This window comes from Pseudomonas sp. AC136 (assembly GCF_979258585.1).
Genome location: NZ_OZ409865.1, coordinates 257597 through 280554, shown reverse-complemented (window position 1 = coordinate 280554; position 22958 = coordinate 257597). Strand labels below are relative to the sequence as shown.

The window sequence follows — 22958 nt, the reverse complement described above, 5'->3', positions numbered from 1 at the left end:
CCAATGCCCTATTACGCTCTCGACAACCTTAACGTCATGTATGGCCCAGTGGAGCTGCCGTCAATCCCAGGCATTGGATTGCAGATCCCCGCCGGCATCGTGTCAGCTCCGAAGCAATTACCGCCTCCCGCAGCGGGTAACTCTTGGGTTTGGAATGACTCCAAGGCTGTCCAGGTTGAGGACAATCGCGGCGGCGCCTATCGCACCACTGACGGCTCTATAACGGTTTACTACGAGGCCCTTGGGCCACTTCCGAAAGACCTCACTCGCACTCCACGCCCGGACGCCGACCACATCTGGACAGGCAGCGCGTGGGCGTTTAGCAGTGATTTGCGGAACGCTAACCGTCGAGCCTTGTGCCTTACGCTATGCGACCAAGTAGACAGCGCCGCAGACATGGCCCGCAGCGAAGTAGCGGGGGATCCTTTAAGAGCCGTCGAGTATGACCGCGCCCGAATCGAGGCGCAGACCTTCGCGGCGGCCGGATACGTGGGCGAAGCGCCGCCAATGGTCGCGGCTTGGGCCATCGGCGGACGCACCGCCAAGCAAGCGGCTGATGACATTCTGCGCGAGGCTGCGCTGTACACCGCAGCCCTGGTACAGCTGCGAGCAACCAGGCTCCAGGCGAAAGAACTGATCAGAACCGCGATTAATGCCGACAACATCGAGCTCGCTCAAGACATCGCTGAAGAGACCATCGCAGCCATTGAGGCGTCTGTCGTCGGCATCGGTAATAACACCGGCGCTTAACCATTTTCCTGGGGAGGGTTGCCTCGCTTCGGCGGGGCTTTTCTATGCGTGTCTTGTAGAGGCTGTAGATACAAGCCGCACACCTCGCCGCATCGCCGCGCGCGCGGCAGCCTGTGCACTGTCATCCCATCACGCGCAGGCACAAACCAATGGCCGATTACCTACACGGCGTGCGAGTCCTCGAAATAAACGAGGGCATCCGCCCGATTCGCACTATTCCCACCGCTGTCATCGGCATGGTCTGCACCGGCCCAGACGCGGATGCAACCTTATTTCCGCTGGACACCCCCGTACTGCTCACCAACGTGCAAGCCGCCGTTGGCAAAGCCGGCACCACCGGCACCCTCGCCAAAAGTCTGCAAGCGATCGCAGACCAGGCCAAACCGATCGCTATCGTTGTGCGCGTAGCCGAAGGCGCTGGCGTGGACGCCGCTGCAAAAGAAGCCGCCACCACTTCCAACCTAATTGGCACAGTCACCGCCGCTGGCAAGTACACCGGCATGAAGGCGCTGCTCGCGGCCAAGGGCAAGCTCGGCATTGTTCCGCGCATCCTGGGCATTCCTGGGCTGGATAATTTGCCGGTGGCCACTGCCCTGGTCAGCATCGCCCAAGACCTGCGCGCCTTCGCTTACGTCAGCGCGTGGGGCTGCCAAACCAAGGAAGAGGCTGTCGCTTACCGCGAAGGCTTCGGCGCAAGGGAAGTAATGGTGATCTGGCCCAGTTTTGAGCGCTGGGACACCACCGCAAACGCCACCGTCGTGGCCCCCGCGATTGCAGTAGCTCTGGGTCTGCGGGCAAAGATCGACCAGGAAGTGGGCTGGCACAAAACGCTGTCCAACGTCGCCGTAAACGGCGTCACCGGTATCAGCGCGGATGTGTGGTGGGATCTGCAAAACCCAGCTACCGACGCCAACTACCTCAACAGCAACGAAGTCACCACCCTCATTAACGAGAGCGGCTACCGCTTCTGGGGTTCTCGCACTGCTGGCGACGATCCGCTGTTTGCCTTCGAGAACTACACCCGCACCGCCCAGGTGTTGGCCGACACCATGGCTGGGTCGCACTTCTGGGCCGTCGATAAGCCCATGACGCCTGGCCTGGTGAAAGACATCGTCAACGGCATCAATGCGAAGTTCCGCGAGCTGAAGAGCGCCGGCTACATCGTCGACGGCCAGGCCTGGTACGACCCGGATGCCAACGACCCGACCACCCTCAAGGCCGGGAAGTTGTTCATCGACTACGACTACACGCCCGTACCGCCGCTGGAAGACCTGACGTTCCGCCAGCGCATCACCGACCGCTACCTGGTCGAGTACGCCACCCAGATCAACGCCTGACCCACTTTCACCGCGTGGCCTAGGCCGCGCCGTAGGAGATAGCCACGATGGCTCTACCCCGCAAACTCAAAAACATGATGCTGTTCAACGATGGCACCTCCTACGCAGGCGTGTGCAAGTCCGTGACGCTCCCGGTACTAGGCCGAAAAATGGAAGGCTTCCGAGGCGCGGGTATGAACGGCCCTGTCAAAGCCGACCTTGGCTTCAGCGACGACGGCCTGCAGATGGAGTGGACCCTTGGTGGCCTCGACGTCCAGGTGCTCAAGCAGCACGGCGCAGTCAGTGCCAGCGGCATCGCCATGCGCTGGGCGGGCGCTTACCAACAGGACGACACCGGCGCCGTATCGATGGTGGAGGTGTCTGTGCGCGGCCGGCACGAAACCATCGACATGGGCGAGGCCACACCAGGTGAAGACACCGAACACAAAATCACCTCCACCCTCAGCTACTACAAGCTGACCATCGACAACGAAGAGGTGGTGGAAATCGACCTCCTCAACTTTATCGAGAAGGTAAACGGCGTCGACATGCTGGAGGCGCAGCGCCAAGCCCTAGGCATCTGATTCACCCCTTGCGCCCCGCCTGGGGCGCCTACCCCACCCCATAAAGGAAAGCCCTCATGTCTAAGCCAGATACTGCCACCGCACTTGCGGTCGACAGCGCAGCAGTCGAGAACCCAAACCAAGCCGTCGTCGCCCTGGACGAACCAATCGCCCGCACAGGCGAAACCATTGGCAGCGTCACGTTACGTAAACCCATGTCAGGCGAACTACGCGGCTGCTCCCTAGTTGACCTGATGAACCTTGAGGTCAACGCCCTGCGCAAGGTGCTGCCCCGCATCACGACCCCAACGCTCACCGACGTCGAAGTCGGCCGTATGGACCCAGCTGACCTGGTTCAGTGCGGTATGGCTGTAGCCAGTTTTTTGTTGCAGAAGTCGGCCCGGAAGGAAGTATCCCTGTCTGCGTAGAAGAACCCATGGCGGACATCGCCGTGATCTTCCACTGGGCCCCGGTCGACCTCGATCGGCTGGGCCTTTTTGAACTGATGGAGTGGCGCGAGCGCGCCCGTAAGCGGAGTGGAGCGGATGGCCGCTGACAAGCTACAACTACAGGTCATCCTGTCCGCTTTGGACAAGGTTACTGCCCCGCTCAAGCGTATGCAGGCCGGTAGCATCGGCGCCGGCCGAGCGCTGAAAGAAGCACGCGATCGCCTGAAAGAGCTCAACACCCAACAAAAAGATATCAGCGCTTGGCGCACTCAGCGCGAGGCCGCTAAACAGACCGAGGCGGCACTTACCGCCGCACGGGACAAGGTCAAACAACTTGGCCGAGAGATGGCCGCCACAGGCGCACCTACGCGCCAGATGACGCGCGACCTAAAGTCTGCCATTCGCACTGCCACAGACCTAAAGCGCCAACACGGCGAAAACCAAATCGCCCTGCAGGGTGTGCGCAATAAACTCAGCGCTGCCGGCATCAGCACGAAGAACCTCGGCGAAGCAGAGCGCAGCCTGCGCAGCAAAATTGCCGAAACAAACCAAGCCATCAGTACCCAGGGCAAACGCCTGGAGCGGTTGACCACTCAACAACGCCGCCTAGCCAAAGCCCGTGGCGAATTTGATCGAGCGCAAAAGGTAGGCGGTGGCATGGCCGCAAGTGGCGCTGCCGCGCTGGGGGCTGGCTATGCAGCAGGCCGGCCAGTAGTCGCGGCCATCCAGGCATTCGCGCCGGCGGAAAACGCCATGACACAATTGAAAGTGTCGATGATGGGCAGCGATGGTTCTGTGCCTGCTGATTTCCAGAAAGTTAGTGACTTGGCCAAGCAGTTGGGTGACCGCTTACCCGGCACTACCGCCGACTTCAACGAAATGATGACCATGCTGCGCCGCCAAGGTCTCAGCGCGGCCAACGTGCTGGGCGGTACCGGCGAGGCAGCTGCGTACCTGGGCGTACAGCTGGAAATGCCAGTCACGGCCGCAGCTGAATTTGCGGCCAAGATGCAGGACGCTACCCGCACCACTGAAAAAGACATGATGTCCTTGATGGATACCATCCAGCGCGGGTTCTACCTGGGCGTGGACAGCGACAACATGCTGCAGGGCTTCAGCAAAATTTCGCCTGTGATGGACATCATCAAAAAGCAGGGGCTGGAAGCCACCAAGGTGCTGTCCCCGCTGCTCGTGATGATGGACCAGGCCGGCATGGAAGGTGGCGCCGCCGGTAACGCCTACCGGAAGATTTTCCAGGGCGCGATGAACAACGACAAAATCCAGCAAGCCCTGGGCGATTTGGAAGTGCTGAAGGGCGTCAAAATCAAACTCGACTTCACCGATGGCAAAGGTGAGTTCGGCGGCATCGAAAAGATGTACGCACAGCTAGAGAAGCTGCAAACGCTGAGCACTGAAAACCGGTTGGCACTGCTCAAGCAGATGTTTGGTGATGACAGCGAAACCATCACTACCCTCAACACTATGATGGCCAAGGGCATTAACGGCTATCGCGAGGTAGAGGGAAAGATGGCAGCCCAGGCCGACCTCCGTACCCGCGTCAATGAGCAGCTCAATACCCTCACCAACGTGATGGAAGCCGCCGAGGGCAGTTGGACTAACGCTATGTCCGAAATCGGCGCAGTGATTGCCCCCGAATTAAAAGAGCTGATCAAGAGCCTGGGCGAGATCGCCAACGGCGTCGGCGCCTGGGTACGTGCTAACCCGGAGCTGGCAAAACAGATCATCAAAACGGTGGCGGGTCTGGCGCTGCTGATGGTGGGCATGGGCGCGCTGAGCATTGGCTTAGCCAGCCTGATCGGCCCATTCGCCGTGGTGCGCTACGGCATGATGCTGTTCGGTATCAAAAGCCTGGGCCTGATGACCGCTCTCAAAAGCTTGGGTGGCGCGTTGACGTGGGTAGGCCGCGCCGTGTTGTGGATTGGCCGTGCGCTAATGCTCAATCCTATCGGCCTCGCGGTTACCGCCATCGCCTTGGCTGCGTACCTGATCTATAAAAACTGGGAGCCGATCAAAGCGTTCTTTATGGGGCTGTGGGCCGAGGTGAAAGCGGGCTTTGATGGCGGCTTCGCCGGAATCCGAGACCTGATAATCAACTTCAGCCCGCTGGGGCTTTTCTACCGTGCATTCGCCGGCGTAATGGGCTACTTCGGCATCGAGCTCCCCAGCAAATTCACCGAGTTCGGTTCCATGCTGATGCAAGGCCTAGTAACTGGCATCACCAATGGCTTGGCAGGTGTTAAAGACAGCATCACAGGCGCTGCCGATAGCACCATAGGCTGGTTCAAAGAGAAGCTCGGCATCCACAGCCCATCGCGCGTTTTCGCCTCCCTGGGCGGCTTCACCATGGCCGGCCTGGGCCAAGGGCTGGCCGGGGGTGAACAGGACGTATTGAAGCAAGTTGCCAATACGGCTCAGAGAATGACCGAGATCGGCGCAGGAACAGTTGGCATGAGCAGCCTAAGCGTGGATCGGCGCGCCCCCATCTCAACCGGCGCCGGCGGCATGCTCGTCCAGGGCGACACCATCGAAATCACCATTCAGGCCACGCCCGGTACGGACACCGCAGGCCTGCGCCAGATGCTTAACCAGTTGCTCGACGAGCGTGAACGCAGCAAAGCAGCACGCCTGCGCTCGCGCCTAAGCGACCAGGAGTAACCGCCATGATGATGGCCCTCGGGATGTTCGTATTTAGCCTACCCACCCTCGCCTACCAAGAGCTACAGCGGCAGACCGACTGGCGCCACCCAACCACCAGTCGCGTCGGCACGAACCCGGCACGTCAGTTCGTTGGCCGTGGTGAAGACGCTATCACCCTTCCCGGCGTGTTGCTGCCAGAGCTGGCCGGAAGCCCACTCAGCCTGGACGGCCTCCGCCTAATGGCTGATACAGGGAAGGCCTGGCCGTTGGTGGAAGGCACGGGCCGCATCCTCGGGCTTTGGGTAATCGAAAGCCTCAGCGTCACCCAGACGGTGTTCTTTCAGGACGGAACGGCCCGCCGCTATGAATTCACCCTATCGCTAAAACGCGTCGACGATGGACAAGTGGATCTGCTCGGCGCGGAGCTGAGCACTGCGGGCAATATTCTGCGCAGGATTCTTCTGTGATCGACGCCGCCATCGCCACCGTAACCGGCGTGCTCCGCGACGCCGCCAAATCCCTGCTAGGCGACAACGACTACCCCGCCCCCCTCTACCGCCTTACCGTAGATGGCGCCGATATCGCCCACCTGATAAGCCCGCGCCTAATAAGCCTCAACCTCACCGATAACCGGGGCATTGAGGCAGACCAACTCGATATCAGCCTGAGCGACCACGACGGACTGCTGAATATTCCGCCGCTGGGCGCGGTGGTCCGCTTGTGGCTTGGCTGGACCGACACCGGCCTGGTCGACAAGGGCACGTTCACCGTTGACGAAGCCGAACACAGCGGCGCACCCGACACGCTCAACATCCGCGCCCGCAGCGCAGATCTGCGCAAGGGTCTCAAAGTTAAACGTGAGGACAGTTGGAGCGCCTCCAACCTGGGTGAAGTGGTCAAGCGCATTGCCCAGCGCAATGGCCTGGTGCCGACCATCACCGGCGACCTTGCAGCTATCCCAGTGCTCCAGCTGGACCAGGTAAACGAATCCGACGCCAACATCCTCACTCGGCTGGGGGAAGACTTCGACGCGGTGGCCACCGTCAAAGCCGGTCGGCTGGTGTTTATGCGCGGCAACGGCGGCAAGACCGCCACAGGTTTGGCTCTACCGCATATCACGCTCACCAGAGCCGATGGTGATGGCCATCGCTACCTCCAGGCCGAGCGAGACAGTTACGACGGCGTGCGGGCTTACTTCTACGATGTGAACAGCGCCAAAAAGCAGGAAGCGATCGCCGGCGGCGTCGAGAGCCTCAAGGATATACGCCACACCTACAGCGATAGAGAAAGCGCATTGCGAGCTGCCCGTAGCGAGTGGAATCGGCTGCAGCGCGGTACCGCAACACTTAGCTATACCTTGGCCAAGGGCCGACCTGATCTGATACCCGAGCTGACCTACACCCTGGAGGGTGTTAAGGGAGAGATCGACGCCGTCATTTGGCACGGAGGGAATGTGCAGCACAGCCTTACAGCTGATGGTGGATTCACCACTAGCCTGGAGCTGGAGAGCAAGTTGCCTGAGGACCAGGTTGACGGGTTGTATGAGGAGGGACCGGGGGAATACACCGGGATCATTGCTTACTATCGCGACGATAAAGCAGGTACCGAACAATCGCTCACGAGTGGTGATCAAACTAGGCCACGACGGCTACGGTGGTTGTATTCGAGCAAGCCCAGTGCTAAGCGAGCTTTGGACCGAGAATGGCGAAGAATGCATAAAAATGGTAGTTAAAGCCGGACCGTATTAACATCAAGAGCCAACCAACATAAGGAAATTTTATGAGTGACACAAAATGGACGAGTACGGGTCTTTCACTTCCGACGATTCGGGACATTGCCATTATAATTTTATTGGCCTCAGCCATAATAAAAATATTATTTTCCGAGATAAATTTTGACTTTTCAGCATTTTCATTCACGGACCTGCTAGCACTCATAATGTCAATATTTTCAATTTGGCTTTCCGCTATATTTTACTTTAAAGCCAACGAGGCAAGCGCCCAATTCTATAATAATACTTATTTATTTACCAAAGACACAGCTGAAATGCTCGGAAGAATTGAGAGCGGATTTGGCGAAAAACTTAGCAGCCTTAATGAAAACTACACCGGACTCAGATCAAATCTAGATAGCTTCCGTTACAACAATCGCAGCGAAGACATTGCCACTAGCGAAGAAGACATTAAAGAGAAACAGAAAGCATACGAGGCCAAAATCGAGGAACTGCTTCAAAAATCTCAACTTGACGCTCAAGAGAAGCAGCAATTTAAAATATCCCTGCTACAAAAAACCCAGGAGCTTGACGCAGCAAAACTTGATCTTGAAATCACAAAGCGGGAAGTCGAAAAATTCGCAAAACAAAAAACAAGCAGCTTCAACTTAAACATTGAAGGATTAATTGCCCATGTTGCTTATAAAATAATCAATAGAATCCCTTCCTCTGCCACAGTAGTGCCCAGCCAGGTTATCCACTTCTATCCTTTGATTGCCACAGAATTACATCCAGATGCAGTTTCAGATTTAGAAGAGCTGGGACTCACGCGAGACGGACAAGCTACTAAAGTCCTAGCAGACAAGGTGGCACGCCGCATTCGTAAAATAGCACAGGGCTAGGAGTTGAATTAACAATCCCAAATTAGAGAAAAATCATGGATGAAGTGTCGAAGTGTAGACGAAACTTACTAGTAATATCTAGCTTACTGATCTTATATGAAATTGCGGGTGGGAAGCTTGCCGCAGTGAACGCACCTGTTATTTCGGTCACGCTAGAACGCCCCCAACTAGTTCTCTATTTCATGTGGCTGGTTCTACTATATGAGCTAATTCGATTCAAAACACTATACATTGAAGAGCACGCCAAATTTAAGACAGACCGAAGCTTTATCAGCCTCTCCCCGAAAACACTTTCCAAACTTTCAAAGTTATTACCCGAGTCAAGCAACTCTAATGGCTTCACGCTAAAAAGAAGAGTCTTTACAAGAGCTATAACTTATCATGTTTATAAAGACGGTGTTTCAAAACCCAAAACGGTAGCCGTGAATTACTTTCGCTTATTTATTGATGAGTGCCGGGAAGACTTCATTTATGCACTACACTCAAAACATTTCTTAGAATACAACCTACCAATTATTTGGTGTGTATTCGCAATATTAATACCTGGTTGCGCACTATATCTTCGATATTTAGACCTTCTCTAATCAACAAAAAACCCCAGCTGTGCTGGGGCTTATTATCCTTACTTCGCTGACTGCGCGAACACCTCCATGATCCTCAGCACATCGGCGCGTTGCTGTTCACTCAGCTCCCGCAGAAGGGCGAGAAAGAGGTATTCCAACTGGGTAAGGTTTTCCATCGTACGTACTCCATTTCCTTGTGACGGACTACTGGTGCCGACTGCACCAACCAAATCGCCCGGAGTACCCAATCCTCAGCACGTTTTTGCATGCCACCAGCTCCCCAGTCAAACAAGTGGTGGTGCTGGCGAATAGGCTTTCCGGGCGGTCACATCCCAAGGTACGCACATTTATGAAACTGCAAGCCTGAATCGGTACCGAAAAAGGGTCGGACTATGCCGAGGGGGTCATCATCCGCCAGAAGCCATAAAACAAAAGGGCCAGCAGGCCCAGGTAGAACAAGCCGCCGATCCGCACGCCGGTGTATGCGGCTGAGTTGTGCGCACCACACTTTGGACAATCTTTGGCATCGGTAGAAATTTCCGTCTTACAGTCTTTGCAGGCAATCAATGCCATGGCTTGCTCCTAGTTCAATCCATTGAGCTACTGCAAGAGTAGTTAGCCCTTTCTGATCGCCGCATCTGCTAACGCGGCCATGGTGCGCTGCATAACGTCTCTGTCGCCGGCCGGCATTGCGCGGAAGTTCTCCAGCACCTGAATTTCGTTAGGCGATAGGTCGGCTGCACCTGGTGAAACGCGGCCGCCTGTCAGTACGTAGTAAACGTCTACACCCATCCCCTGGAGCGTTTGCAGATAGCGCGTATCTGGAGCGCTCGACTCCAGTTCATAGGCCTTTTGCGTGCCTCGACTGACTCCCGCAGCCACGCCGAAATCGGCCTGATTCAGAGCAAGCCGCTCCCTTTCTTCACGTAGGCGCATGCCTACCCCTGACTCGATGAGCATTTTTTTGATCAATATAAGTTGACTTGAACAGAAATCTGCCCAAGAATCCTTTTCGTCAAACACGATTAAACACGGTTTAACACTATGCATGCCCCACTTACCCCCGAGCAAGCCCGCGCGGTTCTTGACCGCAACGGGAAAAGCATTGCGGATTTCAGCCGCGAACATGACCTGAACAGAAATCTGGTCAGCGACCTGCTTAACGGTCGCAAGAAAGGACGTCGTGGCGAGGCTCACCGCGCAGCAGTTCTTCTCGGAATCAAAGACGGCGTGGTGCAACAGTAATGGCTGCCCACCCGACGAAAAACGAGAACGCCAGGCGCGCAATTCTCGACAGCCGCCGCAAGGTCATGAGCGCACTCATCAACGCCTATCCAGGTGGTCGTGAATGCGCTGCTGCACTGCTCGGTTTAGAGCTCAAGAAGTTCGACAACCAAGCCTACGAAAGCACCGGCCACCGGCCGCTGGCAGATGACCAGCTCTATCTGCTCGAACAAGTCGCCGGCACCACCTTCCTACCCGATTACATCTGCCGCATGTACGGCGGTGTTTTCGTGCCCATGCCGAATGGCGAAACCATCGACAACATCGACCTTTACACCCTGGCCCTTCGCTCGGACGTGAAGGAAGGCCAGCTCGACCAGTTGATTACCAAGGCCCTAGAAGACGGTCAGATCAACGAAGCCGAGCTGGCGGAAATCATCGCTGCACACCGCGAACACGTTGCGGCCTGCCACACCGAAGTCAGCGCCGTAATCACCCTGCATCGCAAAATGCAGCCGGGTAACTAAAACAGCACTAAGGCGCCCAAGGCGTCGTATTTGATTGGCGAAAGCCATGGCCGCGACTGGTGGCCGGGGAGAACTGATGAGCACTTACAAGCTGGTATGCCCAGCCTGTGGTGGGGCAATCCGCGTGCGGACCACCGAAGGGCAAACACCCTGCTTCCGATCCGCGTACTACGAGTGCGTAAGCCTGATCTGCGGCGCCAAATTCAGTGGGTCGGTGACCATCGACTACCAGCTCAGCCCGTCGGGCCTGGAAAAACCTCTGATTCAGTTGCCCATCGCCCCCGCCCTGGAGCGAATGAAGGCCAAGCGCGTCACTCAAGTCACGACCAACCAACCCGACATGCTGGATCAACTCCTCGAGGAGTCTGCCTGATGGACGCTCACGCCCCGGAAACGGAATACCGCAGCAGCATGCAGGCCGCAGCCCTGGCCTTTCTGCGACTGCACAGAGCGGAGCACCTTGGCGACGACGAGCAGCTAGCCGACCGCGCCGTTAACTACCTGGTACGCGCTCTGGAAGTGCCGCTGTTTTTGGCACCGCGCCTGGTGGAGCTGGCCATGAGTGAGCTGCTGCGGCCTGACTGGGTCGGCATTGACCCAGGCTCCAACGATCAGGCGGATATTTGCCTGATTGATATCCGCTCCGGCCAACGCCAGTTGGTACACCGACGGATTTTGCCGACCGCCTTCCTCGCTCGCTTTATCACCCCTTGACCTAACCAAGCCCATCCCACGCCGTGGGTTTGGGGAAGTTCCGCCCGGAGAACGCCATGTCCACCGCCATAGCACTGCAAATGGCTATGCCCAAACAGGAAGCGGAAGCGCTGCTCAGCAGCTTGCAGGCCGAGCTCCGCCGGGGCTTCAACGAGTACTGGTACAGCGATCGCTACCGCGACGTCCCAGTGGGTTTGCGCAGCAGACGAATCCTCGACGACTACCCGGCCATGGCCGGTAACAAACGCACCATCGGCGCGCTGAAAGCCGCCCTCAGCGCATCCAATTAAGGCCCCTGCAATGAAATCCATGCCCAACAATATCCGCCAAGAGGTGCTCCACCGCCTGGAGGGCAACTACGGCCTAACGCACATGACGGGTACCCACTACCTGCGCAAGGGCACCTGCCCCGCCTGCGGTAAAAGGGAGCTGTATTCGCGCCACGACGAACCGTGGTTCATCAAGTGCGGACGCGAGAGCAAGTGCGGTGAGCAATGGCACGTAAAGGAGCTGTTCGACGATCTGTTCGACGACTACAGCAAGCAGCATCCCTCCACCGAGCAGGCCCCTCACGCGTCGGCCGATGCGTATCTGCAATTTGCTCGCGGCTTCGACCTGGCGTTAGTAAAAGGTTGGTACAGCCAGGAAAACTTCTGGCACCCGGAACTGCGAATCGGCAGTGCGACCGTGCGTTTCCCACTGGAGCACGGCGTGTACTGGGAACGGCTGATCGACCGCCCTCATCGCTTCGGAAAGCTAAAAGCCCGCTTTGCCAAAGGTCACTCGCCGAAGGGCTATTGGTGGTGCCCCCCTTCTGTTGATCTGCAGGAAGTAGACGAGCTCTGGATTGTTGAGGGCATCTTCGACGCGATCGCCCTGGTGCATCACGGCATATCTGCTGTGTCGGCAATGAGCTCGGGCGCATTCCCTTTTGAGTCGCTCAAAGCGCTGGCCAAAGCACGAGCCAACGAAGGCAAAAAGCTGCCCACACTGGTCTGGGCCTTGGATAATGAGCCAGGCGCACATCGCTTCACCCGCAAGCACGCCACCATGGCGCGCGAGATGGGCTTTAAATGTGAGGCTGCGCAGTATCCGCAAGGTGACCGCAAAACCGACTGGAACGATCTTCACCAGCGCTGGCAATTCATTGACGACGCCGGCAAGCGCGCCGATGCCGTCGACCGCGACCTAAGACTGGCTCGTTACCACGGCTCCCTGCTACTGGCCGAGAACGCCAGTGAGAAAGCTCTGCTCATGTACGACTGGCGCGAACAAGGCGAATTCCACTTTGCCTTCGACCACCGCCTGTACTGGTTCAAGCTCGATCTGGACAAATTCAATCGCGCTATGCAGGGCCTGGAAGGCAGCGACGATCACAACGAGCAGCAGCTCAACAGCAAGCAAATGCGCGAAAAGGCGCTGCGCCAGGCCGGTTGCGTGGTGGAAATCGCTAACTGCTACCCGCAGGCCCTGTACTTCCAACGCAACGAAGTGACAGACGAGAGTTGGTACTACTTCCGCGTCGACTTTCCGCACGACGAACCGACTGTGCGTAACACCTTCACTGGCGGCCAGGTGGCCGCAGCCAGCGAGTTTAAAAAGCGCCTGCTAGGCATGGCTGCCGGCGCTGTTTTCACCGGCAGCGGCGCCCACCTTGACAAGATCATGAAGGAGCAGCTCTTCGGCTTGAAAACGGTGAAGACCATCGACTTCATCGGCTACAGCAAAGAGCACGCATGCTATGTGTTTGGCGACCTAGCAGTACGCGGCGGCGTGGTGGAAGCCGCCAATGCGGAGGACTATTTCGAGTTCAAGGGGTTGCGCCTCAAGACCCTGCAAAAATCCATCCGCATGGAGATTTCCCGCACCGAAGAGGGGTATCGCAAAGAGTGGCTTGATTGGCTGTGGACGTGCTTTGGCAGCCAAGGGCTTATCGCCCTCGCCTACTGGTTCGGCTCGCTGTTCGCCGAGCAGATCCGCGCTGAATTTCAGAGCTTCCCCTTCTTGGAAGTGACCGGCGAGGCCGGCGCCGGCAAGACCACCCTGTTGACGTTTTTGTGGAAGCTGCTGGGGCGTCCAGACGAGGAAGGCAAAGACCCCTCGAAAATGTCCAAAGCGGGCTTGCGCCGTTGGCTCAGTCAGATATCCGGCATGCCAGTTGTAATGCTGGAAGCCGACCGCAGCGACGACAAGGGCAACGCCTCAAAGGCCTTCGATTGGGACGAATTCAAGCCGCTTTTCAACGGCGGCAGCCTGGGCGTCACTGGCGTTAAGACGTCAGGCAACGAGACGCACGAACCACCATTCCGCGCCGCCCTGGTTATCAGCCAAAACGCCACCGTAGTGGCCTCAGAGGCGATCCTCACACGCATCATTCGCCTGCACTTCATTCGCCCGGAAGTCACCGAAAACAGTCGCGCGGCGGCGGACAACCTCAACCATTTGCAGGTTGAGAACCTGAGCCACTTTTTGCTCATGGCTACCCGGTCTGAACACAAGGTGCTGGAGGTTTTCCGCGAGCGTGTGCGGGTGTACGAGCAAGAGCTGCGCGCCCTCAAAGAAATCCGCATCGAGCGGATTATCAAAAACCACGCCCAGCTAATGGCGCTGGTCGACGCCCTGCGCTTGGTGGCCCCAATTTCTGACCGCCAGTACGACGCGGTGATGCATGAGCTGCGCGCCATGGCAGTAGCCCGCCAGCACTCCGTGAATTCTGACCCGCAGGAAGTGGCCGAATTTTGGGAGGTATTCGACTACCTGGAATCGCTCTACGACGAGCCCCTGGTCAACCACAGCAAAAACCCCGACCTCATCGCCATCAGCATCAACGACTTCTGCGAGCGGGCGGCGGAGCACAAACAGAAACTCGCCGACGCCACCACCCTGCGCACCTTGCTCGGCAATAGCCGGTCGCGTCCCTTCATCGGCAAGAACGTCGGCGTCGATAGCGCCGTTCGGGCTGCCTACAACGCTCGCAACAACGCGAACAACCAGCGCTGCACAACCGTGAAGTGCTGGACCTTCAAGGCCAACTAACCCGCCAAGGCACGGCAATGCCCAGGCACGACCCCAAGGAGAAGCACCATGCACGACGAAGAACTACTCAAAAACCACCGGCAGTTACACAGTTTGGCCATGGCAATCGGTTTCGCAGCGCTGCTGTTTGTATCGGCCTGCGCGATCGAGAAGAGCATCGACATTTTCGTTTACCTCAGCCTGATGGATTGCAGCTTCGGCTGATCCAGACGTCTCGGAGCAACCCCCATGCAGAACCAAGAGCCGGAAAACTCAAAGGCGGAAACAGTGATGACCCTGCTGGCCAGCGCCGTGGCGCTCGCGCTGCTGCTGGTTGGCTGCAACTCCACCCCCGACCTTCTACTCACCCTGATTCGCTAAACACCACCAGGGCGCGGCAACGCCCTGGTACACCCCAAAGGAGAAGCACCGTGCAAAACCTCCATAAACGTCATCAAGACGACCTGAATCGCCTCGCCGTAGAAGAGGCAGAGCGCCCTTACATACGAGCGCTGGGTACCGAGGCATTACGCCGGCTGGTCCCAGTAGCTCAGCGAGACAGCGGTCAGAGCCGCATCGTCGGGCGATTTCTGCTGAGCCTTTACAACGGAAGCGCTTTCCCCTTTGCGCTCACCGATCTGCGCGGCCTGGACAGCTGCCTCTGGGACGACTGCCTGGCCGTGTTGCGCCTCGATCGTCGGCCTGAGCTGGAGGTACATGAATACGTCGAGAACGGCGACGCCATCTGGTCGAAACTCAAACGCGACTGGGCCTGAGCCCAAGAAACGATACAGCCCGGAGGGCGGCAACCCTCCGAGGCCTTACCTACCCCACGGAGAAGCACCATGCATCACCTGCAACAGCACCAGCGCTGGCCTTTGCTGGTAATGGTCGCCGCGCTGGCAGGCGTGACAGCCACTTCAGTTGCATTGGCCATCGCCGCCCTGATCGACAACACCCTACTCGCCACCCTTTTTGCCTCGGCAGCTGTGGTCTTGGACTTGTTTAAGTACATCGCCTGGCCTATGGCCCTGGGCCTTCTGGCTATTCGCCGAACCATGTGTGCGCTGCTGATGATGGGCTGCGCGTTGGCCCTGGGTGGTGTTTCCGGCTGGGCGACTTACGACCGACTTATGACCTCAATCATCACTAGCCGCGTTGAGCATCAGGCTCGCCAGGAACAACGCCAGGTCGACCTGGTGGAACAACGTGACGCGGATGCTGCCCGCATCAAACAGCTCGACAGCGATGCCCTCGCCGCCCATCAGCAGGCCAACGCATTGCGCGACCGAGGCATGGTGAGTCGCGCCTTGGAGCTGGAAGCAGCGGCCCTAACGCGCCTCGACACCGAGCGCGAACACGCCCAAGCACGCAGAGACCAGGCCTCCAAAGAACTGACAGCTCTACTTGCCTACTCGGCCAAGGGCGCAGGTCTTTCTCTGGAACTTGCCACCCTTCTTTGCCTTGGTTTCGCCGCCGCGCTGGAGGTTGTACCCGCGTTGATACTGGCAGCCCTACGGCCCGTTACCGCAGCGGAACGCCACCCAGTATCCGTACCCGAGAAACAGAAACGAACCGAGGAACAACCGCAAGAACAAGCGGAAACCGGAGCGGAAACGGACGCAGACCAAGGCCTACCGCCGCTGCTACGGCAATTAATCGCCAGAACAGAAAGCGGCACCAAAGTGGCTGTTAGGCAGGTGGCGAAGGAACTACGGATAGGCAGCAGCAAGGCCACCAAGATGCTGCAGCAGGCCGCCGAAATGGGCGTGCTGCACAAAAGCGCCGGCGGATACGTCGCCGCATAAAAGATGGCCCCGGAGGGCGGCAACCCTCCGAGGCCGGACCAACCCCAAGGAGAAGCACCATGCAAGCACAAACCCCCGAAGTCAGCGGGGAACAGGCTACCACTGCGCGCACCCGGCCGACCATGGCCAGCCACCGCCTGGATCTGCCCAGCCTTTGCGATATCTGTGGCAAAGCCCGCTCAACTCGAAAGCACACGCGTTGCAGCCGCATCCGCCAGCAGACCAAGGAAGCGGAGTGGACCGCACTGCAGACTGAAATGGCGGCGGCCAAACTACAAAAAGGACGCCGCTATGCTCGTTAGGACCAGCCCGCGTGTATCGGGCCAATCTACAAGAAACTGACGAGGCAAGTTCTTGGCCCTATCTGGGGCCTCTACGTCACGGCGCCCCTACACTGGCGCGGTTTTCTTATGCGTGGGGACGCAAATGGCAGATGGAGTTGAAGTACGCGGTAACCGCGTGCGTGTGTACTTTCGGTTTGAGAGCGAACTCTGCCGGGAAGCTTTCCCCGGCGATGCTAGCGCAGGGAACATTGCCCAGGCCGAGCGTCTGGTGGGGATGATCAACTACGAAATCAAAGCGGGGACGTTCAGCTATGCGCGCTATTTCCCTGATTCTTCCAGGGTGAAAACCAACACCCTCGGTCACTACGTCGACCTTTGGCTCGATATCAAGCGCAATGAATTGGCGCCCTCAGGCTTTCGCACCTACAAAAGCAAAGCAGAGAACCACATCCGGCCAATGTGGGGCGACCACCAAGCAGATCAGATCGATCATTTGGACCTGCAAGCCTGGGTGCAAAAAACGCTGATGCCCAAGCTGCACAACAAAACTGTGCGCGAGATCGTCAGTTACCTGCGCCAAATTTTTACGCTCTACCGAACCCGCAATAAAACTGCTCACGATCCAACCGAGGGCATTACGGTGCGTTTGCCCGATGCCGAGGAACCAGATCCGTTTGACCGCAAAGAGATTGACCTGCTCTTAAGTGCTGACCCTGATCACCGGCAGGAAATAAATCTAGCGAGCTTTATGGTTTGGGCTGGCCCGCGTGTTTCGGAAGCGATCGCTCTGGCCTGGGAGGACGTTGACCTCGACGCCGGGACGGTGAAATTCCGCCGGTCGCAGGTCCGCAGCCATTACAAGGTGACCAAGACACGGCGATCGACGCGCGAGGTGCGCTTGCTCAAGCCGGCCTTGAACGCACTCAAGGCGCAAGCGAAATTCACAAAGGGGCTGGCGCCTGTTGAGGTCGAGGTCACTGACCGTGACAACAAGACAGTCAAATTGCAGCGGGTGCGGTTCGTATTCCACAAGACCACCACCGACGCTGCCTGGACTAGTTCAGACGTCTTACTCAAAAACTGGTGGCGCAAGCACCTGGTCGACCGTGGCGTGCGATACCGTGGGCCCAACAACTGTCGGCACACTTATGCCAGCCAAATGCTGAGCACGGGAGTAGTCCCGCTCGACTGGATTGCAGACCAGATGGGGCACACGTCGACGGCCATGATCTGGAAGCACTATGGGAAATGGATCAATGAGGATGGGCCGGACATGGTTGGCCTGTTAGAACAGGCTCTCAGGTTATGAGTTGATCTGAGAGAGAACTTAAAAAGAGTCCTCCCACCCGCTAACGCGAATACCCACGCGGATAGATGGGTGCGAAACGGAGTAATAAATCGTACCGCACCCATCAAGCATAAGCGTCAGCTCACCAAGTTCACCGCTGCCTACGGACGAGACGCCTAATCCACGGGGCTCAGTAGATACCCTAATCTTTAATGGAATGTTCAACCGGTCAGCAAAGAGCTCAAAATGCAGCTTGATGACGACCGCTGTAGGGGGCACAAAGTTGGAGAGAATGATTTCTCCGGAGTGGACCCATTCGTCGGGCGCACGGGTAATCAGATTTCTTAGATCAACTATAGCAACCCACACGCTCCTCCCAGATTTATTGGCGCCTATGGCGGACAGAAGAAAAGCAAACACGTTTGTAAAAACGAAGGCTACTACGCCGGTCCAGAACCCATTTCCGACCATAGTTATCACGCTAAACCCTGTTCCAAGCACAGCCATCATCACACCCGCTAATACCATGCGGTCGCCTAACGCTCCATCCTTGCTCTGGTGCATTTCCCTCTCCTTTAAATGACGGCATCGCTGTAAGCATCTGTCGAGTAAAGCCAAATACAGAAATTGGAAACGAAAAAAGGCAGCCTCAGAGGCTGCCTTTTTCATTCCGCCGTTCCCAGTTTGTTCCCAAAACGCTCCCCTTAGGAGGTCGTCGAAGGTAAAACCCTTGTAAAACAGCAGCTTAATTGGTGCGGACGGAGAGACTCGAACTCTCACGCCTTGCGGCGCTGGAACCTAAATCCAGTGTGTCTACCAATTCCACCACGTCCGCGAAGCTTTGAAGCAAAGACGCCAGACTGTTTAAGGTCTGGCGTCTTTTCGAATATGGGGTGGACGATGGGGATCGAACCCACGACAACAGGAGTCACAATCCTGTGCTCTACCAACTGAGCTACGCCCACCATATTGCGTTGTTGCTGTGTTGCTTTGCTTGTATTGCCAAACAGCCTTGTGGCGTGCCCGGCAGGACTCGAACCTGCGACCATCCGCTTAGAAGGCGGATGCTCTATCCAGCTGAGCTACGGGCACTTGGCTGTGCTCGACAAGCGGGGCGAATGTTATAGACGAGCTCATCAGCCGTCAACACTAAAACGTAAAAAATTCAGTGAGATAAAGGAGTTACGGGAAAATGCTGACCGCCCGCCTTTGCCCGCTCGGCCGGTCATGCGAGAATGCGCGTCCTTTTTCAATCATTTCCGATGGTTAACCAAGCGTCATGACCGCACAACTTATCGACGGCAAGGCGATCGCCGCTAGCCTGCGCAAGCAGATCGCCCAACGTGTCGCCGAACGCAGCGAGCAAGGGCTTCGTACCCCGGGCCTGGCTGTAATTCTGGTCGGCAGCGATCCCGCTTCTCAGGTGTACGTTTCCCATAAGCGTAAAGACTGCGAAGAAGTCGGCTTTCTCTCCCATGCCTATGACCTACCGGCCAGCACCACTCAGGATGAATTGCGCGAGCTGATCGACCGGCTCAACGATGACGCCACCATCGATGGCATCCTCCTGCAACTGCCTCTCCCCGAGCACCTCGATGCCTCGCAACTGCTTGAGCGCATCCGCCCCGACAAAGATGTCGACGGTTTCCACCCGTTCAATATCGGCCGCCTGGCCCAGCGTATTCCGCTGCTTCGTCCGTGCACGCCCAAAGGCATCATGACGTTGCTGGCCAGCACCGGCGTCGACCTTTACGGCATGGACGCGGTGATCGTCGGCGCGTCCAATATCGTCGGCCGTCCGATGGCGATGGAGCTGTTGCTGGCCGGCTGCACCGTGACCGTCACCCACCGTTTCACCAAAGACCTGGCCGGCCACGTCGGCCGCGCTGATCTGGTGGTGGTTGCGGCCGGCAAGCCGGGCCTGGTGAAAGGTGAGTGGATCAAGCCTGGCGCCGTGGTGATCGATGTCGGCATCAACCGTCAGGAAGACGGCAAGCTGGTGGGCGACGTGGTGTACGACACCGCCCTGCCCCGCGCCGGCTGGATTACGCCAGTGCCTGGCGGTGTCGGCCCGATGACGCGTGCATGCTTGCTTGAGAACACCCTGTACGCCGCTGAGCATCTGCACGACTGATATCCCTGTGGGAGCGGCTTCAGCCGCGATTCCTGCAAACGAGCATCGCGGCTAAAACCGCTCCCACAGGTTTTGGGATCGCAATAAAAAAACGGCACCCTCAAGGTGCCGTTTTTTTATGCCTTACGAAAAACGCCGCTTACTTACGCGCCGCTTCCCACTGCTTCAACAGATCGTTGTAGTTAACGGTCTCGCCTTTGGGCTTCTCGTTAGCCAGTTTCGGCTTCGGTGCGCCCGGCTGGTCGAACCAGTATTGCGCATCCTTTTCCGGGTTCATTTTCGGACCACAGATTGGCTGCACTTTCGAGCGTTCAAGACGCGTCATGATCGCGTCCTGGTCTTTAGCCAAACCGTCGAGCGCTTCCTGCGGGGTTTTCTCGCCGCTGGCCGCTTCCGAAATATGACTCCACCACAACTGCGCCAGGCGCGGATAGTCCGGCACGTTGGTGCCTGTCGGCGTCCATTGCACGCGGGCCGGGCTGCGATAGAACTCAACCAAACCGCCCAGTTTGGGCGCCATGTCGGTCATGGCTTGCGAGTTGATGTCCGACTCACGAATCGGCGTCAGACCCAGAATGGTCTTTTTCAGCGAAACGGTTTTCGAGGTCACGAACTGCGCGTACAGCCATGCGGCGAGACGCTGCTTTTCCGGGGTCGATTTCAGGAACGTCCACGAACCTACGTCCTGATAGCCGAGCTTCATGCCCTCTTCCCAGTACGGGCCACGTGGCGACGGCGCCATCCGCCATTTCGGCGTGCCATCGGCGTTTACCACTGGAAGGCCCGGTTTGGTCATGTCGGCGGTGAAGGCGGTGTACCAGAAAATTTGCTGAGCAATGTTGCCCTGCGCAGGCACCGGACCAGACTCGGAGAACGTCATGCCCTGGGCTTCTGGCGGCGCGTAGGCGCGCATCCAATCCACGTATTTCTGCGTGGCGAATACAGCGGCCGGGCCGTTGGTGTCGCCACCGCGGGTCACGCTGGAGCCCACCGGATGGCAGTCCTCTACGCGAATGCCCCACTCGTCCACCGGCAAGCCGTTAGGCAAGCCTTTGTCGCCGCCGCCGGCCATGGAGAACCAGGCATCGGTGAAGCGCCAGCCCAGGGACGGGTCTTTTTTGCCGTAGTCCATGTGGCCGTACACGCGTTTGCCGTCGATTTCCTTGACGTCTTCGCTGAAGAATTTGGCGATGTCTTCATAGGCGGACCAGTTCACCGGCACGCCCAACTCATAGCCGTACTTCTCTTTGAACTTGGCTTTCAAATCAGCGCGTTCAAACCAGTCGGCACGGAACCAATAAAGGTTGGCGAACTGTTGGTCGGGCAGCTGATAAATCTTGCCGTCCGGCGCGGTGGTGAACGAGATACCGATGAAATCTTTCAGGTCCAAGGTTGGCGAGGTGAAGTCTTTGCCTTCGTTGGCCATCAGGTCGGTGATCGACTCAGTTTTGCCGTAGCGGAAATGGGTGCCGATCAGGTCAGAGTCGTTCACCCAGCCGTCGTAGATGTTCTTGTCCGACTGCATTTGCGTTTGCAGTTTTTCCACCACGTCGCCTTCTTGCAGCAGGTCGTGGGTCAGGGTGATGCCGGTGATTTCGCTGAACGCTTTAGCCAGCACCTTGGATTCATATTCGTGGGTGGTCAGGGTTTCCGACACCACGTTGATCTTCATGCCACGAAACGGCTCGGCCGCCTTGATAAACCATTTGAGCTCTTCGAGCTGCTGCTCGGGTGTGAGCGTGGACGGTTTGAACTCGCTGCCAATCCATTTCTTTGCCGCGTCTTCGTAAGCGTCCGCCCAGGCTGTTGCACTCAAGCCACTCAGGGCGAAAATCGCCGCCAACGTCACGCTATGTCGCAGTTTGTTGTTTTTGTTCAACATAGACACCTCCTGGTAATTATTAGGTAGAGCTCCAACCTCGCGGGGCAGACAACAACGACAGCTGCGGCCCGCCTGCCGGCTAACCCCAACGCATCACAACCAACAGCCACACCAGGGACAGCGCGGACGCCACCCAGATGCTCCATTCAGTCGCGCCGATCACCAGCAAATGCAGGTAGGCGCTTCCGAGAAGACCAATAAACAGCCGATCACCACGGGTGGTAGCAATCGGTAAAAACCCGCGCCGCTCAACGCAAGGCGAGCGCAGTTCCCACACCGTCATGCCCACCAGCAACAACGCGATTGCCGCGAAGAACGCTGCGGTGGGGGTCGTCCAAGCCATCCATTCCATCGTCAGTTCCTCACACCCGGCCCAGGGCAAAGCCCTTGGCTACATGGTTTCGCACGAACCAGATCACCAGCATGCCCGGCAAAATAGTCAGTACCCCGGCGGCCGCGAGCACGCCCCAGTCGATGCCCGATGCCGACACCGTGCGGGTCATTACCGCAGCAATCGGCTTGGCATTTACCGAGGTCAATGTGCGCGCCAGCAGCAGCTCGACCCACGAGAACATGAAGCAGAAAAACGCGGTTACGCCGATGCCCGAGCCAATCAGCGGGATGAAAATCTTGGCGAAGAATTTCGGGAAGCTGTAGCCGTCGATATACGCGGTTTCGTCGATTTCTTTCGGTACGCCCGACATAAACCCTTCAAGAATCCACACCGCCAACGGCACGTTGAATAAGCAATGCGCCAACGCTACGGCAATGTGGGTATCGAACAGGCCAATCGAGGAATACAGCTGAAAGAACGGCAGCAGAAACACCGCCGGTGGCGCCATGCGGTTGGTCAGCAGCCAGAAGAACAGGTGCTTGTCGCCAAGGAACCGATAGCGAGAAAACGCATAGGCCGCCGGCAGCGCAACAGTCAGCGAAATCAGCGTGTTCAAGCTCACGTAGTACAGCGAGTTGAGGTAGCCGGTGTACCAACTCGGGTCGGTAAAAATCACCTTGTAGTTGGCCAGGGTGAAATGGCTGGGCCACAGGCTGAGGCCGCCGAGAATCTCGTTATTGGTTTTGAACGACATGTTCAGCAACCAGTAAATCGGCACCAGCAGAAACAGGACATAGAGCACCAGCACCACTTTTTTTCGTGTTGTCATGGTCGGG

28 protein-coding genes and 3 tRNA genes are annotated in these 22958 nt (G+C 57.6%); 22 read left to right on the top strand and 9 right to left on the bottom strand.

Annotated elements, in window-relative coordinates; all coding sequences use genetic code 11:
• The first annotated feature begins 3 nt into the window (after positions 1 to 3).
• The 9 genes from ACZZZU_RS01270 (at position 4) to ACZZZU_RS01230 (ending at position 8349) form a co-directional block, all read left to right on the top strand.
• On the top strand, positions 4 to 750 hold the full coding sequence (locus tag ACZZZU_RS01270; RefSeq protein WP_463549477.1) for a hypothetical protein: 747 nt from the start codon (positions 4 to 6) through the stop codon (positions 748 to 750).
• A gap of 149 nt (positions 751 to 899) precedes the next feature.
• Positions 900 to 2087, top strand: coding sequence for a phage tail sheath protein (locus tag ACZZZU_RS01265; RefSeq protein WP_463549476.1), 1188 nt, complete (start codon positions 900 to 902; stop codon positions 2085 to 2087).
• Positions 2088 to 2134: 47 nt separating this feature from the next.
• On the top strand, positions 2135 to 2650 hold the full coding sequence (locus tag ACZZZU_RS01260) for a phage major tail tube protein (protein ID WP_463549475.1): 516 nt from the start codon (positions 2135 to 2137) through the stop codon (positions 2648 to 2650).
• A 56-nt stretch (positions 2651 to 2706) separates the two neighbouring features.
• Positions 2707 to 3057, top strand: coding sequence for a phage tail assembly protein (locus ACZZZU_RS01255; protein WP_463549474.1), 351 nt, complete (start codon positions 2707 to 2709; stop codon positions 3055 to 3057).
• 8 nt (positions 3058 to 3065) lie between these two features.
• Positions 3066 to 3185 carry a GpE family phage tail protein gene (locus ACZZZU_RS01250; RefSeq protein WP_463549473.1) on the top strand — a complete coding sequence of 40 codons (120 nt, stop codon included), beginning with the start codon at positions 3066 to 3068 and terminating at the stop codon, positions 3183 to 3185.
• Positions 3175 to 5754 (top strand): phage tail tape measure protein, encoded by a 2580-nt coding sequence (locus ACZZZU_RS01245; RefSeq protein WP_463549472.1) that lies wholly within the window; start codon positions 3175 to 3177, stop codon positions 5752 to 5754. Before ACZZZU_RS01250 ends, ACZZZU_RS01245 begins: the two co-directional genes overlap by 11 nt.
• Positions 5755 to 5759: 5 nt before the next feature.
• Positions 5760 to 6203, top strand: a complete 444-nt coding sequence (locus ACZZZU_RS01240; protein ID WP_463549471.1) for a phage tail protein — start codon at positions 5760 to 5762, stop codon at positions 6201 to 6203.
• On the top strand, positions 6200 to 7468 hold the full coding sequence (locus tag ACZZZU_RS01235) for a phage late control D family protein (RefSeq protein WP_463549470.1): 1269 nt from the start codon (positions 6200 to 6202) through the stop codon (positions 7466 to 7468). Before ACZZZU_RS01240 ends, ACZZZU_RS01235 begins: the two co-directional genes overlap by 4 nt.
• Before the next feature lie 47 nt (positions 7469 to 7515).
• Positions 7516 to 8349: a hypothetical protein gene (locus ACZZZU_RS01230; protein ID WP_463549469.1), complete on the top strand. Its 834-nt coding sequence runs from the start codon at positions 7516 to 7518 to the stop codon at positions 8347 to 8349.
• 953 nt (positions 8350 to 9302) lie between these two features.
• Here ACZZZU_RS01230 and ACZZZU_RS01225 read toward each other — a convergent pair.
• Together ACZZZU_RS01225 and ACZZZU_RS01220 are read right to left on the bottom strand one after the other, a co-directional pair.
• Positions 9303 to 9485: a hypothetical protein gene (locus ACZZZU_RS01225; RefSeq protein WP_463549468.1), complete on the bottom strand. Its 183-nt coding sequence runs from the start codon at positions 9483 to 9485 to the stop codon at positions 9303 to 9305.
• Positions 9486 to 9527: 42 nt separating this feature from the next.
• Positions 9528 to 9935, bottom strand: coding sequence for a helix-turn-helix domain-containing protein (locus ACZZZU_RS01220; RefSeq protein ID WP_463549467.1), 408 nt, complete (start codon positions 9933 to 9935; stop codon positions 9528 to 9530).
• Positions 9936 to 9956: 21 nt separating this feature from the next.
• Between ACZZZU_RS01220 and ACZZZU_RS01215 the strand changes: the two genes are divergently transcribed.
• The 12 genes from ACZZZU_RS01215 (at position 9957) to ACZZZU_RS01160 (ending at position 17793) form a co-directional block, all read left to right on the top strand.
• Positions 9957 to 10157: a DNA-binding protein gene (locus ACZZZU_RS01215; RefSeq protein WP_463549466.1), complete on the top strand. Its 201-nt coding sequence runs from the start codon at positions 9957 to 9959 to the stop codon at positions 10155 to 10157.
• The gene (locus ACZZZU_RS01210) at positions 10157 to 10663 is read left to right on the top strand and encodes a YmfL family putative regulatory protein (protein ID WP_463549465.1); all 507 of its coding nucleotides are present in this window, start codon (positions 10157 to 10159) and stop codon (positions 10661 to 10663) included. The genes ACZZZU_RS01215 and ACZZZU_RS01210 overlap by 1 nt, the downstream gene beginning before the upstream one ends.
• A 76-nt stretch (positions 10664 to 10739) precedes the next feature.
• A complete protein-coding gene (locus ACZZZU_RS01205; RefSeq protein ID WP_463549464.1) occupies positions 10740 to 11036 on the top strand; it encodes an ogr/Delta-like zinc finger family protein in 297 nt (98 codons plus the stop codon).
• On the top strand, positions 11036 to 11377 hold the full coding sequence (locus ACZZZU_RS01200) for a hypothetical protein (protein ID WP_463549463.1): 342 nt from the start codon (positions 11036 to 11038) through the stop codon (positions 11375 to 11377). The genes ACZZZU_RS01205 and ACZZZU_RS01200 overlap by 1 nt, the downstream gene beginning before the upstream one ends.
• A 56-nt stretch (positions 11378 to 11433) precedes the next feature.
• Positions 11434 to 11667 carry a hypothetical protein gene (locus tag ACZZZU_RS01195; protein ID WP_463549462.1) on the top strand — a complete coding sequence of 78 codons (234 nt, stop codon included), beginning with the start codon at positions 11434 to 11436 and terminating at the stop codon, positions 11665 to 11667.
• Between the two features lie 10 nt (positions 11668 to 11677).
• Positions 11678 to 14413: a toprim domain-containing protein gene (locus ACZZZU_RS01190; protein ID WP_463549461.1), complete on the top strand. Its 2736-nt coding sequence runs from the start codon at positions 11678 to 11680 to the stop codon at positions 14411 to 14413.
• A gap of 48 nt (positions 14414 to 14461) precedes the next feature.
• Positions 14462 to 14617, top strand: a complete 156-nt coding sequence (locus ACZZZU_RS01185) for a hypothetical protein (protein WP_463549460.1) — start codon at positions 14462 to 14464, stop codon at positions 14615 to 14617.
• A gap of 24 nt (positions 14618 to 14641) precedes the next feature.
• Positions 14642 to 14773: a hypothetical protein gene (locus ACZZZU_RS01180; RefSeq protein WP_463549459.1), complete on the top strand. Its 132-nt coding sequence runs from the start codon at positions 14642 to 14644 to the stop codon at positions 14771 to 14773.
• Between the two features lie 50 nt (positions 14774 to 14823).
• Complete coding sequence (locus ACZZZU_RS01175; RefSeq protein ID WP_463549458.1) at positions 14824 to 15168, top strand: DUF7673 family protein; 345 nt, start codon at positions 14824 to 14826, stop codon at positions 15166 to 15168.
• Between the two features lie 69 nt (positions 15169 to 15237).
• Positions 15238 to 16200, top strand: a complete 963-nt coding sequence (locus ACZZZU_RS01170; RefSeq protein WP_463549457.1) for a hypothetical protein — start codon at positions 15238 to 15240, stop codon at positions 16198 to 16200.
• A gap of 59 nt (positions 16201 to 16259) precedes the next feature.
• On the top strand, positions 16260 to 16502 hold the full coding sequence (locus tag ACZZZU_RS01165; RefSeq protein ID WP_463549456.1) for a hypothetical protein: 243 nt from the start codon (positions 16260 to 16262) through the stop codon (positions 16500 to 16502).
• 124 nt (positions 16503 to 16626) lie between these two features.
• Positions 16627 to 17793, top strand: coding sequence for an Arm DNA-binding domain-containing protein (locus tag ACZZZU_RS01160; RefSeq protein WP_463549455.1), 1167 nt, complete (start codon positions 16627 to 16629; stop codon positions 17791 to 17793).
• Between the two features lie 18 nt (positions 17794 to 17811).
• On the opposite strand, the gene ACZZZU_RS01155 is transcribed toward ACZZZU_RS01160, so the two are convergent.
• The 4 genes from ACZZZU_RS01155 to ACZZZU_RS01140 form a co-directional block, all read right to left on the bottom strand.
• Positions 17812 to 18336 (bottom strand): hypothetical protein, encoded by a 525-nt coding sequence (locus ACZZZU_RS01155; protein WP_463549454.1) that lies wholly within the window; start codon positions 18334 to 18336, stop codon positions 17812 to 17814.
• A gap of 186 nt (positions 18337 to 18522) precedes the next feature.
• Positions 18523 to 18607, bottom strand: a tRNA-Leu gene (locus ACZZZU_RS01150).
• Between the two features lie 54 nt (positions 18608 to 18661).
• A tRNA-His gene (locus ACZZZU_RS01145) sits at positions 18662 to 18737 on the bottom strand.
• A gap of 50 nt (positions 18738 to 18787) precedes the next feature.
• Positions 18788 to 18864: transfer RNA gene (locus ACZZZU_RS01140), tRNA-Arg, on the bottom strand.
• A gap of 187 nt (positions 18865 to 19051) precedes the next feature.
• Here ACZZZU_RS01140 and folD point away from each other — a divergent pair.
• A complete protein-coding gene (gene folD / locus ACZZZU_RS01135) occupies positions 19052 to 19906 on the top strand; it encodes a bifunctional methylenetetrahydrofolate dehydrogenase/methenyltetrahydrofolate cyclohydrolase FolD (protein ID WP_122450797.1) in 855 nt (284 codons plus the stop codon).
• A 139-nt stretch (positions 19907 to 20045) separates the two neighbouring features.
• On the opposite strand, the gene ACZZZU_RS01130 is transcribed toward folD, so the two are convergent.
• The 3 genes from ACZZZU_RS01130 to ACZZZU_RS01120 all read right to left on the bottom strand — a co-directional run bounded on the left by ACZZZU_RS01130 (position 20046) and on the right by ACZZZU_RS01120 (position 22951).
• The gene (locus ACZZZU_RS01130; protein ID WP_122495519.1) at positions 20046 to 21788 is read right to left on the bottom strand and encodes an ABC transporter substrate-binding protein; all 1743 of its coding nucleotides are present in this window, start codon (positions 21786 to 21788) and stop codon (positions 20046 to 20048) included.
• A 79-nt stretch (positions 21789 to 21867) separates the two neighbouring features.
• Positions 21868 to 22140, bottom strand: a complete 273-nt coding sequence (locus tag ACZZZU_RS01125; protein WP_122495517.1) for a DUF2160 domain-containing protein — start codon at positions 22138 to 22140, stop codon at positions 21868 to 21870.
• A gap of 10 nt (positions 22141 to 22150) precedes the next feature.
• Positions 22151 to 22951 carry a carbohydrate ABC transporter permease gene (locus ACZZZU_RS01120; RefSeq protein WP_122495515.1) on the bottom strand — a complete coding sequence of 267 codons (801 nt, stop codon included), beginning with the start codon at positions 22949 to 22951 and terminating at the stop codon, positions 22151 to 22153.
• Positions 22952 to 22958: the final 7 nt, after the last annotated feature.

What these genes read in the sequence shown, in the direction of transcription:
- ACZZZU_RS01255 (WP_463549474.1), top strand. Translation starts at nt 2,707, where the DNA reads ATGTCTAAGCCAGATACTGCCACCGCACTTGCGGTCGACAGCGCAGCA.
- ACZZZU_RS01165 (WP_463549456.1), top strand. Translation starts at nt 16,260, where the DNA reads ATGCAAGCACAAACCCCCGAAGTCAGCGGGGAACAGGCTACCACTGCG.
- ACZZZU_RS01130 (WP_122495519.1), bottom strand. Translation starts at nt 21,788, where the DNA reads ATGTTGAACAAAAACAACAAACTGCGACATAGCGTGACGTTGGCGGCG.
- ACZZZU_RS01240 (WP_463549471.1), top strand. Translation starts at nt 5,760, where the DNA reads ATGATGATGGCCCTCGGGATGTTCGTATTTAGCCTACCCACCCTCGCC.
- ACZZZU_RS01270 (WP_463549477.1), top strand. Translation starts at nt 4, where the DNA reads ATGCCCTATTACGCTCTCGACAACCTTAACGTCATGTATGGCCCAGTG.
- ACZZZU_RS01125 (WP_122495517.1), bottom strand. Translation starts at nt 22,140, where the DNA reads ATGGAATGGATGGCTTGGACGACCCCCACCGCAGCGTTCTTCGCGGCA.
- ACZZZU_RS01185 (WP_463549460.1), top strand. Translation starts at nt 14,462, where the DNA reads ATGCACGACGAAGAACTACTCAAAAACCACCGGCAGTTACACAGTTTG.
- ACZZZU_RS01225 (WP_463549468.1), bottom strand. Translation starts at nt 9,485, where the DNA reads ATGGCATTGATTGCCTGCAAAGACTGTAAGACGGAAATTTCTACCGAT.
- ACZZZU_RS01180 (WP_463549459.1), top strand. Translation starts at nt 14,642, where the DNA reads ATGCAGAACCAAGAGCCGGAAAACTCAAAGGCGGAAACAGTGATGACC.
- ACZZZU_RS01160 (WP_463549455.1), top strand. Translation starts at nt 16,627, where the DNA reads ATGGCAGATGGAGTTGAAGTACGCGGTAACCGCGTGCGTGTGTACTTT.
- ACZZZU_RS01215 (WP_463549466.1), top strand. Translation starts at nt 9,957, where the DNA reads ATGCATGCCCCACTTACCCCCGAGCAAGCCCGCGCGGTTCTTGACCGC.
- ACZZZU_RS01170 (WP_463549457.1), top strand. Translation starts at nt 15,238, where the DNA reads ATGCATCACCTGCAACAGCACCAGCGCTGGCCTTTGCTGGTAATGGTC.
- folD (WP_122450797.1), top strand. Translation starts at nt 19,052, where the DNA reads ATGACCGCACAACTTATCGACGGCAAGGCGATCGCCGCTAGCCTGCGC.
- ACZZZU_RS01260 (WP_463549475.1), top strand. Translation starts at nt 2,135, where the DNA reads ATGGCTCTACCCCGCAAACTCAAAAACATGATGCTGTTCAACGATGGC.
- ACZZZU_RS01230 (WP_463549469.1), top strand. Translation starts at nt 7,516, where the DNA reads ATGAGTGACACAAAATGGACGAGTACGGGTCTTTCACTTCCGACGATT.
- ACZZZU_RS01245 (WP_463549472.1), top strand. Translation starts at nt 3,175, where the DNA reads ATGGCCGCTGACAAGCTACAACTACAGGTCATCCTGTCCGCTTTGGAC.
- ACZZZU_RS01190 (WP_463549461.1), top strand. Translation starts at nt 11,678, where the DNA reads ATGAAATCCATGCCCAACAATATCCGCCAAGAGGTGCTCCACCGCCTG.
- ACZZZU_RS01200 (WP_463549463.1), top strand. Translation starts at nt 11,036, where the DNA reads ATGGACGCTCACGCCCCGGAAACGGAATACCGCAGCAGCATGCAGGCC.
- ACZZZU_RS01205 (WP_463549464.1), top strand. Translation starts at nt 10,740, where the DNA reads ATGAGCACTTACAAGCTGGTATGCCCAGCCTGTGGTGGGGCAATCCGC.
- ACZZZU_RS01265 (WP_463549476.1), top strand. Translation starts at nt 900, where the DNA reads ATGGCCGATTACCTACACGGCGTGCGAGTCCTCGAAATAAACGAGGGC.
- ACZZZU_RS01210 (WP_463549465.1), top strand. Translation starts at nt 10,157, where the DNA reads ATGGCTGCCCACCCGACGAAAAACGAGAACGCCAGGCGCGCAATTCTC.
- ACZZZU_RS01250 (WP_463549473.1), top strand. Translation starts at nt 3,066, where the DNA reads ATGGCGGACATCGCCGTGATCTTCCACTGGGCCCCGGTCGACCTCGAT.
- ACZZZU_RS01155 (WP_463549454.1), bottom strand. Translation starts at nt 18,336, where the DNA reads ATGCACCAGAGCAAGGATGGAGCGTTAGGCGACCGCATGGTATTAGCG.
- ACZZZU_RS01195 (WP_463549462.1), top strand. Translation starts at nt 11,434, where the DNA reads ATGTCCACCGCCATAGCACTGCAAATGGCTATGCCCAAACAGGAAGCG.
- ACZZZU_RS01120 (WP_122495515.1), bottom strand. Translation starts at nt 22,951, where the DNA reads ATGACAACACGAAAAAAAGTGGTGCTGGTGCTCTATGTCCTGTTTCTG.